General features: G+C 60.1%; 9 protein-coding genes. 5 read left to right on the top strand and 4 right to left on the bottom strand.

Annotated features, from left to right (window positions below):
• Nucleotides 1-54: 54 nt before the first annotated feature.
• The gene (locus FIV08_RS01185) at nucleotides 55-2079 is read right to left on the bottom strand and encodes a TonB-dependent receptor domain-containing protein (RefSeq protein ID WP_172972234.1); all 2025 of its coding nucleotides are present in this window, start codon (nucleotides 2077-2079) and stop codon (nucleotides 55-57) included.
• 251 nt (nucleotides 2080-2330) lie between these two features.
• Between FIV08_RS01185 and gdhA the strand changes: the two genes are divergently transcribed.
• The 5 genes from gdhA (at nucleotide 2331) to FIV08_RS01160 (ending at nucleotide 10454) form a co-directional block, all read left to right on the top strand.
• Complete coding sequence (gdhA, locus tag FIV08_RS01180) at nucleotides 2331-3680, top strand: NADP-specific glutamate dehydrogenase (RefSeq protein WP_058093055.1); 1350 nt, start codon at nucleotides 2331-2333, stop codon at nucleotides 3678-3680.
• 7 nt (nucleotides 3681-3687) lie between these two features.
• On the top strand, nucleotides 3688-6264 hold the full coding sequence (locus FIV08_RS01175; protein WP_152437083.1) for a PEP/pyruvate-binding domain-containing protein: 2577 nt from the start codon (nucleotides 3688-3690) through the stop codon (nucleotides 6262-6264).
• 63 nt (nucleotides 6265-6327) lie between these two features.
• The gene (locus tag FIV08_RS01170; protein WP_058092279.1) at nucleotides 6328-7599 is read left to right on the top strand and encodes a sensor histidine kinase; all 1272 of its coding nucleotides are present in this window, start codon (nucleotides 6328-6330) and stop codon (nucleotides 7597-7599) included.
• Nucleotides 7596-8126 carry a response regulator transcription factor gene (locus FIV08_RS01165; protein WP_058092278.1) on the top strand — a complete coding sequence of 177 codons (531 nt, stop codon included), beginning with the start codon at nucleotides 7596-7598 and terminating at the stop codon, nucleotides 8124-8126. Before FIV08_RS01170 ends, FIV08_RS01165 begins: the two co-directional genes overlap by 4 nt.
• A gap of 198 nt (nucleotides 8127-8324) precedes the next feature.
• Nucleotides 8325-10454 (top strand): putative bifunctional diguanylate cyclase/phosphodiesterase, encoded by a 2130-nt coding sequence (locus FIV08_RS01160; RefSeq protein WP_152437082.1) that lies wholly within the window; start codon nucleotides 8325-8327, stop codon nucleotides 10452-10454.
• Between the two features lie 6 nt (nucleotides 10455-10460).
• Here the strand turns inward: FIV08_RS01160 and FIV08_RS01155 are convergent, their stop codons facing one another.
• The 3 genes from FIV08_RS01155 to FIV08_RS01145 all read right to left on the bottom strand — a co-directional run bounded on the left by FIV08_RS01155 (nucleotide 10461) and on the right by FIV08_RS01145 (nucleotide 13803).
• Nucleotides 10461-11120, bottom strand: a complete 660-nt coding sequence (locus FIV08_RS01155; RefSeq protein ID WP_058092276.1) for an energy-coupling factor ABC transporter permease — start codon at nucleotides 11118-11120, stop codon at nucleotides 10461-10463.
• Between the two features lie 87 nt (nucleotides 11121-11207).
• Nucleotides 11208-12929, bottom strand: coding sequence for a SulP family inorganic anion transporter (locus tag FIV08_RS01150; protein WP_058092275.1), 1722 nt, complete (start codon nucleotides 12927-12929; stop codon nucleotides 11208-11210).
• Nucleotides 12930-12936: 7 nt separating this feature from the next.
• Nucleotides 12937-13803 carry an MBL fold metallo-hydrolase gene (locus tag FIV08_RS01145; protein WP_152437081.1) on the bottom strand — a complete coding sequence of 289 codons (867 nt, stop codon included), beginning with the start codon at nucleotides 13801-13803 and terminating at the stop codon, nucleotides 12937-12939.
• Nucleotides 13804-13868 lie beyond the last annotated feature (65 nt).

Raw genomic sequence — 13868 nt, 5'->3', positions numbered from 1 at the left:
GGGGCACAATGTCACCCGCCGGCTATGAGAAGCGGGCAACCGCCATAATCGTTTCTACCAGCGCGCGGTCAGCGCGGCACGCAGGGTGCGACCGGGTTCGTTGACCCTGAAAACACCGCTGTCGGCAAGGTTGTCCTTACTGACGTGATACGCCCAGGTGTTGTCAAACAGATTATCCACCGCCCAGGTAAAGCTCAGGTTCGCCACCAGCGGATGGGTTCCCGAGAGATTGAACACGCCATAACCCGGTGAGGTGCTTGGGTCCAGGCCGGACTCCAGATCCACCCGGTCCTGCCGGCGAGCCAGTTGCCACTCGGCCTCCAGGGTGTGCCCCTGATAATGCCAGCCCAAGGTCTGGATAAACTGGATAGGCGGAATTCTCGGCAGGGCCTTGTCCGCATCGCGATTTTCTCCGCGAACGGAGGCCAGCTTGCTACTGGTACTCCAGGTGCCGTTGCTCCAGCCAACCAGACCTTCCACCCCCAGTAATCGAGCATCGATGTTGGCGTACCGGGTATCCACCGTGCCATCTGGGTTAACGGTATCAAATCGATAGACATAGTCTTCTACCTGGTCCACCCAGACCGCCGGGCGCCAGCTCCAGTTGCCATCACGGCCAGACAGGCTCACTTCCAGCTTGTTGTGCTTTTCGGTTTCCAGATCCGGATTACCAATCCAGGAGCCTCGCATCGTTCTCTGGGCAACGTAGCGCTCGTTCACGCTGGGGGAACGAACACTATGCGAAGCGGTGGCTTCCAGGGTGTTGATCGGAGACAAACGCCACTCGCCGGTGACAAAGCCACTGACATTGTTATCGTCGGCCTTGGTGTCCGTCACGCCATAGGCGCTCATATACAGCATGGCAGGGGTCATGGTCATGGGCGCCCCGGGCATCATCCGGAAGCTGTCTCCGGCGCGAGTGGCATCCATTTCAACCCGGTCATAGCGGATACCGGCACCCAGGCGGGTATTGACCCGAATCCGGTGAAATGCCTCCACGAAGACACCAACACGGTCCCGCTCCACACCCGGCCACATCAACGACGCCGGGTTGTCCAGATTCATGCCGTTGTACATGGTGGCATCCCACTCATTACGTTCCACGTCCAACCCAATGGCGATGTCTTTGGTAAAGTTGATGGTCTGATCCAGCACTAGCCGGGCACCCTGGGTGCGGGTTTGCGAGTCGGTCTGCATTTTCATGGCAGACTCCCGCAGGCTGAAGTTATCCATCACATGGTCCACGTCTGCCTGCCAGGCCATCAGGCTCCAGGCGCCCTCGGCCACTGGTGCGCCGATTTCCAGCCTATACAGGTCAGTATCGGTTTTTGGCGCATCCATGCCTCGGCCCGGGAACTTCACATCCCGCTCTTCCTGCCGGCTCACCAAGCCTTTGATATAGAGACCGTTGTCTGCTGTCCAGGCAGCATCCACCCGGCCTTCGGTATTCTCATAGGAGCTGCGAACCTTGTTGCCGTCGCCGTCCTCATAATCGTTGGCTTCGTCATAGCCTGCGGCCATCCGCAGGTAGGAGACCTTACTACCAACCGCGACACTGCCATTCACCAGCTTGCCATCGCCATTATCCGCACCGCCCAAGGTGAGATGGCCCGTGGTGAGATTCTCGCCGGAAAATTCCGGTGCCGCCGTGGTGGCCACCACCTGCCCACCGGCAATCGGCCCCCAACGCAGGGTGCGATTGCTGGTTCGCACTTCCAGCACCGGCGCCAGTGACGTGCTCAATCGACTGGTGGGCGGGTCCATACGGCTTGGGCAGGCACCTTCAACCCGCATGCCATCCAGCAGCACGTCTACCCGTTCCTCATTCTGGCCTCGAATCACCGGGTCAAGGCCCCGCCCTCCCATTCGAGACAGCGACACCGACGCTCTGCCCGACAACCGCTGCACCGGCTCCGACTGCACGGCGGCAGCCGAAAGCCTTGCCGCCTCTGCGGATTGCCCCTCCGTCACCCGTATCAGTAACGAATCTTCTCCTTCCATCTGGGCGTGAACGGCAGGGGTGAGGGTAAAACCAGCCAACACCAGGCTGATACTGCGAGCCAGACGTTTCTTGAGCATGCAGGGCGTTCCTTGTAACGGCGCGGTTTGATAAAGAGGAATAACGAATGTCGGAAATTCTAACGGGCGACAACACGCCTGGCTTGGGACACAATGCCGCACCCCGTTGGAGATACCCCTAAGGGTGAGGTTTGAATAAATTTTACCCGGCCATCTTGCCAACTTATGCGCCAATGTGGTGCAATCACTGCCCTTTTTTTGGGCAACCGCTTTTCGGCGGTTTTCAATACGCGTCTTCCGAGGGCCTTGCCATGACAGTTAAACTCGACGAAAAACTCGAACCGATTTTCCAGGACGTTCTGCACCGCAACCCGGGCGAGAGCGAATTCCACCAGGCAGTTCACGAAGTTCTGGAAACCCTCGGGCCGGTTCTGGTGAAGTACCCGGAGTTTGCCGACAAAAAGATCATTCAGCGTATCTGTGAGCCCGAGCGCCAGATCATCTTCCGTGTGCCCTGGCAGGACGACAGCGGCGAGATTCAAATCAACCGCGCGTTCCGCGTCGAATTCAACAGCGCCCTGGGGCCCTACAAAGGTGGCATGCGCTTCCACCCGTCCGTTTACCTGGGCATCATCAAGTTCCTGGGCTTTGAGCAGATCTTCAAGAACGCCCTGACCGGCCTGCCCATCGGCGGCGGCAAAGGCGGCAGCGACTTTGACCCCAAGGGCAAGTCTGATAACGAGATCATGCGTTTTTGCCAGAGCATGATGACCGAACTATACCGCCACCTGGGCGAGTACACCGACGTTCCCGCCGGCGACATCGGCGTGGGTGGCCGCGAGATTGGCTACTTGTTCGGCCAATACAAGCGCATCACCAACCGTTATGAGTCCGGCGTATTCACCGGCAAGGGCCTGGACTGGGGTGGCAGCCGCGCCCGTACCGAGGCCACCGGCTACGGCACGGTGTTCTTCACTCACGAAATGCTGAAAGCTCGTGGTGACTCACTGGACGGCAAAACCGTCGTGGTTTCCGGCTCCGGCAACGTGGCCATCTACGCCATCGAGAAAGCCCACGAGCTCGGCGCCAAGGTGATAGCCTGTTCCGATTCCCAGGGCATGATTGTCGATGAGAAGGGCATCGACCTGCAGACCCTCAAACGCATCAAGGAAGTGGAGCGCCGCCGGATCAGCGCCTACACTGAATACCACAAAGATGCGAAGTACGTGGAAGACGGCAACATCTGGAGCGTTCCCTGCGACGTGGCACTGCCTTGCGCTACCCAGAACGAACTGAACGGCAAAGATGCCAAGACCCTGGTTGAGAACGGCTGTATCGCTGTCGCTGAGGGCGCCAATATGCCGACCACACCGGAAGGTATTGCTGTGTTCCAGGATGCCAAAATCGCCTACGGCCCAGGCAAGGCCGCCAATGCCGGCGGTGTGGCCACATCGGCCCTGGAAATGCAGCAGAACGCCAGCCGCGATTCCTGGACCTTCGATTACACCCAGAAGCGCCTTGAGGAAATCATGATCGATATCCACAAGAACTGTTACGAGACTGCCGCCGAGTTCGGTGCTGAGGGCAACTACGTGCTGGGCGCCAACATCAACGGCTTCCTGCGTGTTGCCAAGGCAATGAACGCCATGGGTGTTATCTGATCCAGCCATGACCAGCAACGAACCTCTCCAGCCTGATGACCGGGTTTCCACCGGCCTGAGTGGGCTGGATGAGGTTCTGGATGGCCTTCGAATCGGCGATAACGTGGTCTGGCGGGTTTCTGACCTGGACGACTATCGCCGATTTGTTCTTCCCTTCGTAGACGCCGCTTCTGACGCCGGCCGGCAGATTATCTACCTTCGCTTTGGCGACCATGCTCCGATTATTCCGGACCATCCGTCGGTTCGAACCATCACCATCGACGCCCTGGGCGGTTTCGAAAGCTTTACCAGCCGAGTCTGGCACCTGATCGAACAGCATGGCCGTGGCGCCTTCTATGTCTGTGACAGCCTGAGCGAGCTGCTCAACGCCTGGGCCACCGACGCCATGGTGGGCAATTTCTTCCGGGTGGTGTGCCCGTTTCTGTTTGAACTGGACACCGTGGCCTGGTTTGCCCTGCACCCGGAAAGACACTCCCGGATGACCCTGGACCGGATTCGCCAGACCACCCAGGTGATGATTGATGTGCATCGCCACGGCGACGACGTGCAGATTCATCCCATCAAGGCCTGGCGCCGGCAAACCCCCACCATGTTCCTGCCGCACCGGGAGCGCGAGGGCCAGTTCCAGCCTATAACCGACAGCAGCGATGCCACCCGCCTGCAGGCCAGCCTGGAACTCGAACACCTGCACCGCCAGCCCCTGCTGGACTATTGGGACAGGTTATTTCAGGAAGCCAGCCGGGCATTGTCCGAGCAGGACACCGACTATATCGAAGACTTGCAGGAGCAAGTGCTGCAAGTCATGATCAGCCGCGATTCCAGGATACTGGAGCTGGCACGCCGTTACCTGTCGCTGGAGGACCTGCTGGGCATTCACAGCCGGCTGGTTGGCAGTGGCTACATCGGCGGCAAGGCCACCGGCATGTTGATTGCCCGCAACATTCTGTTGAAAGACGCCAGTGAACAATGGCAAAGCCAGCTCGAGCCTCACGATTCCAATTATCTTGGCACAGACGCCTATTACGCTTTCCTGGTCCACAACGGGCTCTGGCCGGCAATCATGCGGCAACGCTCCGGGGAAGGTTACCTAAGTGAGGCGCCCACCCTCAGGGCTGCCATCCTGGCCGGCGACTTTCCTAACGAGATACAGGCCGAGCTGGAACGACTGTTGGACCATTACGGCCAGTATCCGATCCTGGTTCGCTCGTCGAGCCTGCAGGAAGATGGCTTTGGCAATGCTTTTGCCGGTAAATACGACAGTGTGTTCCTGGTGAATCAGGGGGCACCGGAACAACGGCTGTCGGCACTGGAAGACGCCATTCGCCAGGTGTATGCCTCGTCCATGAGCGAAGATGCCCTGGTGTACCGCAAACAGCGGGGCCTGGACCAGCGGGAAGAGCCCATGGCGTTGCTGATCCAGCGGGTAAACGGGCGGTTTCATGGCCGCTATTATCTGCCCGATGCCGCCGGGGTCGGGGTGTCGCGCAACACCTTCGCCTGGGACAGCAGTATGGACCCTGAAGCCGGCATGGTCCGGCTGGTGATGGGCCTGGGCACCCGGGCGGTCGAGCGCATCGAAGGCGATCACGCCTGCGTGATGGCGCTGGACCACCCCATGCGCCAGCCGTTCCGCAACCAGGACGAAAGCTACCGGTATTCCCAGCACCTGGTGGATTTGTTGGACCTACAGGATGGAAAGCTCGACACCCGGCCCCTGAGCCAGTTGCTGGACACCACCAACGATCTGCCCATGGATCACCTGGCCGAGGTGGACCGGGCGGCCAGTACCCGGGCCGAGCAGATTGGCTTGCAGGGCCCCGTGTGGCGGCTGACCTTCCGCCCGCTAGTTCAGCGCACCCCGTTTATCGGCCGGCTGTCGAATCTGCTGCACACCCTGGAGGCCGGCTACCGGCACCCGGTGGATGTGGAATTCACCCTGCACCTGGACCAACAGAGCAACCCTACCTTCAACCTGGTGCAATGCCGCCCGCTGGCAACGATTGGTGAGACCGGGCCGGTGGCGATACCTGACGACTTGCCAGAGGGCAACCTGCTGTTCAGAACCCAGGGGCACTTCATGGGTGGCAACATCAACCTGTCCATCAAACGGGTGATCCGGGTGGACGCGTCGGTTTACGCGGGGCTGTCCACCAGCCAGCGCTACGACGTTGCCCGCCGTGTTGGCGAAGCTGTCCGTGCATCCGGTGTGCCCACCTTGCTGATCGGCCCGGGCCGCTGGGGCACCAGCAGCCCGGATCTTGGCGTTCCTGTCCGCTTTGCTGACATTGCCGGGGTCGCCGCCCTGGTCGAAGTCTCGGAAAAAGCCGGCGAGATGGTGCCAGACCTGTCCTACGGTTCTCACTTTTTCCAGGACCTGGTGGAAACCGGCATCGCCTACGCGGCGCTGTTTCCCGACATCCAGCATTGCCGATATCACCCTGAACGCCTGCCCGGGGCCCCGACGCCCACCAGCACCGAATCGGCGGTCAACCGTGCGGTTCAGGTGCATGATCTGCAGGCGCAACACCTGCAACTGACCGGTGATGTGGTGCGCCAGCAACTGGTCTGTTATTTCACCGATTGACCCGTCGCAACCCAACGCTGTTTTCACCACCATGACCGATGGCATGCTGCTAGAATGCCGGCTATGGAATGGCTCACACACTCTCAAACCGGTTTTCGCCAGACAGCCCGATATCTGCTGGGCATGCGGCTGGCTATCATTGCCACGCAACTGGTCGCGATTGCCGTTGCCGAAACCACTGTAACACTGGCCCACCGGGCCGAAGCCCTGATCCTCAGCCTGCTTTATGCCGTCCTGGCCACACTCGCCTGGCTGTGGTTCAGCCGTAAGCCCCCCGAGGCTTTCGTGCCGGTCAGCCTGACACTGGCCACAGATCTGTTCCTGATCGGCTGCTGGCTGTATTTCACCGGTGGCTACACCAACCCTCTGGTCTCTTTGCTGCTACTGCCCATTGCCGTCGCCATCATTCTGGTGCCCAGCCGCCAGAGCATTGTCCTTACCGTCACCGGCGTTGCGGTATATACAGCGCTGGTGCTCTGGCACACCCCGGTCATGCATGACCACCACTCGGCAGACCTGGCCAAGCTGCATCTGGTGGGCATGTGGGTGACCTTCGCCCTGACCGCCGCCATTCTGCTTTTGGTGGTTGGCACCCTGTCCCGCAGGCTAAGGCTGCAACAGTCCCAGCTCTCACACTTCCGGGAAAACCGTTTGCGGGATGAACAGATCATCGCCCTCGGCCTATCCTCGGCTGCGGTTGCCCACCGGTTGGGTACCCCGCTGAATACCATGACCCTGTTGCTGGATGAGATACGCTCCCATACTGAGGGCCAGACCTCCGTTGCGCTGACTGAAGATCTCGACCTGATGGGTCAGCAGTTGAACCTGTGCAGTCAGCACTTGCAGCAACTGACCAAAGCGGCGATTGAAGCCCGCACAGCGCAACTGGAAATACTGGGGGTCAAAGACTGGCTCGCCAGGCTCAGGGAGTCGGCCACCCTGCTATGGCCGTCGGGGCCGGTTCAATGGCCGGCTACCCACCCAGACGTCTCGGTGGCCGTGGATGCCACGCTGGACCAGGCGATACTCAACCTGATGGCAAACGCTCTGACAGCAAGCCCATCCTGGGTCGCCATCAGAAGCCAGCTGTCCGCCTCCGGCCGGGTGGAGGTGATTGTCGAGGACAAGGGTGACGGCCTCGAAACCGCCCTGCAGGGCACACCGGGTGAGGACATTGTCGACTCCCGTCATGGCCTCGGGGTCGGATTGTTCCTCTCCAACGCCACGATCCAGAGGCTTGGGGGCAATCTCCGGGCCATGGCCGGTGAAACAGGTACCACCATGGTCATCGATCTACCGGTTGCCCAGCCGCGAGGCGAGGAGGTACAACCATGACGATTCGGGAACTCTGGCTGCTGGTCGACGATGACCAGGCTTTTCTCCAGGTTCTGGCCCGCTCCCTGTCTCGCCAGGGCATTGAAACGCTCTGCGCCAGCGATGCCGACAGCGCTCTGAAGGCCATCCGCAGCCAGGAGGTGAATCGGTGTGTGCTGGATCTCAACCTGGCCGGGGAAAGTGGCCTGCAACTGTTGCCGGACCTTCTGGAACACCATCCAGACCTGGAAGTACTGGTGCTGACCGGTTACGGCAGCATTGCCACCGCGGTGGAAGCCATGCGCCGCGGCGCCGCCAACTACCTGTGCAAGCCGGTTACCGTGAGCCAGTTAATGAACGGTTTCGAACCGCTGAACACACCACCGGCCCTGAGACCCGAGCCGCCGTCGGTGGAAGAAATGGAGTGGGAACACATCCAGCGCGTACTGAACGAACACGATGGCAACATTTCCGCCACCGCCCGGGCCCTGAACATGCACCGGCGGACCCTGCAACGCAAACTGCAAAAACACTCACGCTGGCGCTGAAAGACGGTGGCCCCCTGTTGACTCGAGAGAATGTCGCCAGAAATTGACTTCAATCAACCATACACCGCTTTGGTCCAATGTCTTATCGGGCCAGATAGGCTAGCATCGTGCCCCGTTGTGAGGTTGCAATAAACGGACACACCCTCTCACAGGGAGGAGAGAAACACCCAAACCACCGTTACCCGGAACACCCGACACATGTCGAATGCCCCTGATTCCAACAATATGTCACCGGATATTGACTCCAAGCGTCTGGCATTGGTGGCCTCTGCCACCCGCAATCTGGTGCTCATTCTGGATGCTGGTGGTCGCATCGAATGGGTAAACACCGCTTTCGAACGTCATACCGGCTTTCACCTCGACGCCATAGCAGGCAAGAACCCCGGCGACTTTCTCCACGGGCCGGACACCGACACCGAGACCGTCCGCCGCATTCGCCAACACCTGTTCCGTGGCGAAGTGTTCGAGGAAGACATCCTCAACTACACGGCTGATGGCACCCCATACTGGGTGCACACCTACTGCATGCCCGTTGGCGAAAGCGAGGGTGTCGAGCCTGGCTTCGTAGTCATCCAGACCAATATCTCCGATCGGAAAAACAGTGAGCGCGGCTTACGCATCGCCGCCAGCGTGTTTGATCGCAGCCACGAAGCGATTGTCATTACTGATCACTTCAATCGGATTATCGACGTCAATCCGGCCTTCTCCCGCATCACCGGCTACAGTCGCCCGGAAGTACTCGGGTTAAATCCTTCGATCCTGAGCTCCGGTCGCCACTCCCGCGAATACTATCAGTCCATGTGGACGTCGATTGAGAAGACGGATCACTGGCGGGGCGAAATCTGGAACCGCCGCAAAAACGGAGAAGAGTACGCAGAGCTGCTATCGATCAGCCGGGTTCACCTGGAGGAGCCCGGGCGTTGCTACTACGTGGCCGCATTCTCCGATATCACGGCCCTGAAAAATCATGCCAAGGAACTTGACCGCGCCGCCAACTATGACGACCTAACCGGGCTGCCGAACCGGCAGCTGCTGGAAGAACGTATTCGCTCGGCCCGTACCCATGCGGATCGTCAGAAGCGGGTGCTGTCCATCTGCTACCTGGACCTGGACGGCTTTAAAGCCATCAACGACCAGCTGGGCCATGACATCGGCAATCAGGCGCTGCGGGCAACCGCCGAGCGCCTCACCGGCAACCTCCGCAGTGGTGATACCATCGCCCGCATCGGAGGTGATGAGTTCGTGCTTCTGCTGCAGAGCGACAGCCCGGAGCCCGTGTATTCGCGAATACTCGCCAGTGTCAGCGAGCCCCTGCAAATTGGTGGCCACACCGTCAACCTCACCGCCAGCCTGGGCGTCACCCTGTATCCGGAGGACGACACCGATGCAGAGGGCCTGATTCGCCACGCTGACCAGGCCATGTATGCCGCCAAAGAAAAGGGCCGGAATCAGTTCCACATTTTCGACCCCGGCCTGGATGCCCACCGCCGGCAGCGCCGGAACCGGTTAATGGAAATAGCCCGCGCACTGGAATGTGAAGAATTTGAACTCTATTTCCAGCCCCAAGTACGCCTGGCCGATAACGAGGTCACTGGAATCGAGGCGCTGATTCGCTGGAATCATCCGGATAAAGGGCTGGTTGCCCCCAGTGAGTTCTTGCCAGCTGTCGCCAACAGCCATCTGGAGATTCCGCTGGGCCAATGGGTACTCAAGGAAGCCATCCACCAGATGAACCTGTGGCACGAGGCGGACGAATCGCTCGCCGTTAGCATCAACATCAGCGCACCCCACCTGATGGACCGAAGTTTCGCGGATTACCTGGAGAGCTACCTGCACAGCCATCCGGATGTGCGCCCAGGCCAGATCACACTGGAGGTACTGGAATCCACCGCGCTGGAAGACACCAAGCGCGCAAGCAACGTGTTGGCTCGCTGCCAGTCCCTGGGGTTGCAGGTGGCACTGGACGACTTCGGCACCGGTTTCTCGTCACTGACTTACCTGCGCACCCTGCCGGTGGATGTGATCAAGATCGACCAGAGTTTCGTCCGCAATATGCTCACCGATGCCAGTGACCGAGCGATTGTGGAAAGCGTTATTTTCCTTGCACAACGCTTCGACCACCCGGTTCTTGCGGAAGGCGTCGAAACCATGGAGCATGCTCGCGCCCTCAGGGATATGGGGTGCAACCTCATTCAGGGCTATGGCGTTGCCCGCCCCATGCCAGCGAAGGCTGTGCTGCCTTGGCTCGCGCAGTGGCGCAATCAGGTGCGCCACCATCGCAGCCTGGTCAAACACGAAGAAACCTCCGTCCTGGGCGGAGGCATCTGACGGGCGCTACCGGTATCGTCGCTGGTCCAGGGTACTGAGCCGATCCGGGTGAAACACCATCAGGCCGGTGACAAAAACACCGTTCACAAAGCCTTCCGGAATCATGAACAGAGGCAGGTAACGCAGGTATTCGTGTACCAGGGTCTCGAAGGTATAAACGCCACTGGACCATAGCATCACGCACATCAGAACACCGGCTGCGGCCACCGACAGCCCGGCACCAAAGAACCCGCAAAAGAAGATGTAGGCAAAGAAGTTGCGAAAATCCCTGCGCCGCTCCCACAGCATGATGGCGTGGGTAACCAGGGCCGGCACCATCACCGTGACCAGGCCATTGGCGGCAAACATCAACAGTGGTTCACGGCCGGTAATGACGGTGATCACCAGTGCAAACAAACCGCTGATGATGGCCAACGCCCAGCCAAGCATCAGGGTGATTACGGTGATGCCAAAAATGTGGATAGCCAGCCCGGGCGAGATGCCAGCCCGCAGCTGCCACACAAAGCCCAACACCACCGCCGCACCAAACAGCGAGTGCTGGGTGGCGTTGTCTTTCTTCAGTGCCTGCCAATCCACCGAGCGCAAGGCTGCCAGCAACACCAGCACAAAGACCACCGCGGTCAGCAACCACTGGCTGGTTGAAAGCAGGTTTTCGGTCATTCCCATCAAAGTCACCGGTTACCATAGCATCGGATGCGCGGGGCAGTGTTTACTGATACCCCCCGACCGGTCAATGGGATCACATGACCCCGGTCACTCCGGGGTGGTACGCCCGGTCAGGGACTGCCAGGCCGCAAAGGTGCTCAGGTGGACGTTGCCCCCGAGGTGCCGGATGAGCTCGGTACCCTTCAGCCGATCCATCACCGGACCTTTCACCTCCGACAGATGCAGCCGCACCCCGGCATCGGTCAGCCGCTCGTTGATGGCTTCCAGGCTTTCCAGGGCTGACGCATCCACCAGGTTCACCGCCGGGCAGACCAGCACCAGGTCGGTCAGCTTTGGTTCCCGGGTGACCAGGTCCATCACTCGCTCCTCCAGGAACCGGGCGTTGGCAAAGTAGAGGCTTTCGTCCACCCGCAAAAAAGTCACTTTCGGGCACAGTTCCACGTCGTGGCGCAGAACATTCCGGAAGTGCTCGGTGCCCGGCACCCGGCCCACCACGGCACTGTGGGGGCGGCTGGTGCGGTACAGAAACAGGCCGATCGACAGGGCAACACCTGTAATAATGCCTGCCTCAACGCTGTGAACCAGCGTCAGCACAATGGTCGCCAGCATGGCACCGAAATCCGTCCGGGAGTACCTGAAGGTGCGGCCCAGCGCTGGCAGGTCAATCAGCGTGGCGACCGCCACAATGATCGTGGCCGCCAGGGTGGCCTGGGGCAGCCAGGCGATGGCCGGAGTCAGGAACAACGTGGCCAGGGCGATACCGACTGCCGTGTAAGCGCCGGCCGCCGGCGTTTCTGCGCCGGCCTCGAAGTTCACCACCGAACGGGAAAAACCACCGGTCACCGGCATCCCTCCGGAGAGCCCGGAGCCCAAGTTCGCAGTGCCCAGGCCGATCAACTCCTGGTCCGGATCGATTCTCTGGCGCCGTTTTGCGGCCAGGGTCTGGCCCACCGACACCGATTCGACAAAGCCAACCACACTGATCAGCAGGGCACTGACCGCCAACTGCGACCAGATCGCCAAATCCAGTGCCGGCATGGTAAATGCGGGTAACCCGGCCGGAACCTCGCCCACCAGGCGAACGCCTTTCTCGTCCAGATTCAGCCACCAGGCGATCAGCGTGGTCACCACCACCGCCAGAATCGGAGCGGTTTTGGTGATGATATCTGCGCGCCTGTTGGCCAGGCCCAGCCGGATCAGCAACGGCTTCAGAAACTGTCGGGACCACAGCAGGAATGCCAGCGCGCCACCCCCTACCAGCAGGGTAGGAATGTTGGTTTCCGGCAGAGATGCCAACAAGGAGCCGCCGATCTCCCAAAGGTTATGGCCCGAGGCCTGAATTCCGAACACGTGTTTGAGCTGACTCGCCGCAATCACGATGCCCGAGGCCGTCATAAAACCGGAGATGACCGGATGGCTGAGGAAGTTCGCCAGGAAGCCCAGCCGCAGGATGCCCATCACCGTCAGCATCAGGCCAGACATCACCGCAATCAGCACGGCACCGGCAATGTACTCCGGTGTGCCCACCTCGGCCAGCGGCGCCAGGGCCGCCGCCGTCATCAACGATACCACCGCCACTGGACCCACTGACAAGGTCCTGCTGGTGCCGAACACCGCATACACTACCAACGGCAGAATACTGGCGTATAGCCCGACCTGCGCCGGCAACCCAGCCAGCAAAGCGTAAGCCAGCGACTGGGGAATCAGCATCACGGTGACAATCACCGCCGCGACCAGATCACTGGTCGCCTGATCACGACTGTACTTTGGCGCCCATTGCAGAACGGGCAGATAATGTTTGAGGTTCATGCCGGGTTCAGAACCGGTTGATTGGAACTTTCAGGTACACCTGGCCGTTATCCTCAGCCGGCGGCATGTGACCGGCGCGCATGTTCACCTGCACCGACGGCAGGATGAGCCGGGGCATATCCAGAGTGGCATCCCGCTCGGTGCGCATTCTGACAAATTCATCCTCTGAAATTCCCTCGTGCACGTGCACGTTGGCCTCACGCTGTTCCGCGACGGTGGTCATGTGGTGGTACTCGTCACGACCAGGCGCTTTGTAATCGTGGCACAGAAAAATCCGGGTCTCGGCCGGCAACGACAGCACTTTCTGGATTGACCGGTACAGGGTACGGGCATCACCACCCGGAAAGTCGCAGCGAGCGGTGCCGTAATCGGGCATAAACAAGGTGTCGCCAACGAAAGCGGCATCGCCAATCACATAGGTCAGACAAGCGGGAGTGTGGCCCGGAGTGTGCAGCACCCGACCTTCCAGGTTGCCGATGGCGAGGGTATCGCCCTCTTCGAACAGCCGGTCAAACTGGCTGCCGTCACGGGTAAACTCGGTACCGGCATTGAACGCCTTACCAAAGATTTCCTGAACATCGACGATTTTTGCGCCAATACCCGTCTTGCCACCGAGTTTCTCGTGCAGGTAGGGGGCGGCGGAAAGGTGATCGGCGTGCACGTGGGTTTCAAGGATCCACTCAACGATCAGGTTGTGAGCGCGAACATACTCAATAATGCCGTCAGCCGAACGCACATCGGTGCGACCTGCGGCATAGTCGAAATCCAGCACGGAATCCAGAATGGCACAGGCCTGGCTGTTCGGGTCACGCACCACGTAACTGAACGTGTTGGTGGGCTCGTCGAAAAAATGCTGGACGATGGGCTGTGTCATGCTCGTCACCTCTGGGCTCTGCCGATCACTAACTTTATGATCTAAGAATATACCGAAAATATATA

Source organism: Marinobacter sp. THAF197a (assembly GCF_009363275.1).
Classification (GTDB): domain Bacteria; phylum Pseudomonadota; class Gammaproteobacteria; order Pseudomonadales; family Oleiphilaceae; genus Marinobacter.
This window is presented reverse-complemented; position numbering and strand designations above follow the sequence as displayed.

Coding starts and splice junctions, on each gene's coding strand:
- FIV08_RS01185 (WP_172972234.1), bottom strand. CDS start 2,079: ATGCTCAAGAAACGTCTGGCTCGCAGTATCAGCCTGGTGTTGGCTGGT.
- gdhA (WP_058093055.1), top strand. CDS start 2,331: ATGACAGTTAAACTCGACGAAAAACTCGAACCGATTTTCCAGGACGTT.
- FIV08_RS01175 (WP_152437083.1), top strand. CDS start 3,688: ATGACCAGCAACGAACCTCTCCAGCCTGATGACCGGGTTTCCACCGGC.
- FIV08_RS01170 (WP_058092279.1), top strand. CDS start 6,328: ATGGAATGGCTCACACACTCTCAAACCGGTTTTCGCCAGACAGCCCGA.
- FIV08_RS01165 (WP_058092278.1), top strand. CDS start 7,596: ATGACGATTCGGGAACTCTGGCTGCTGGTCGACGATGACCAGGCTTTT.
- FIV08_RS01160 (WP_152437082.1), top strand. CDS start 8,325: ATGTCGAATGCCCCTGATTCCAACAATATGTCACCGGATATTGACTCC.
- FIV08_RS01155 (WP_058092276.1), bottom strand. CDS start 11,120: ATGGGAATGACCGAAAACCTGCTTTCAACCAGCCAGTGGTTGCTGACC.
- FIV08_RS01150 (WP_058092275.1), bottom strand. CDS start 12,929: ATGAACCTCAAACATTATCTGCCCGTTCTGCAATGGGCGCCAAAGTAC.
- FIV08_RS01145 (WP_152437081.1), bottom strand. CDS start 13,803: ATGACACAGCCCATCGTCCAGCATTTTTTCGACGAGCCCACCAACACG.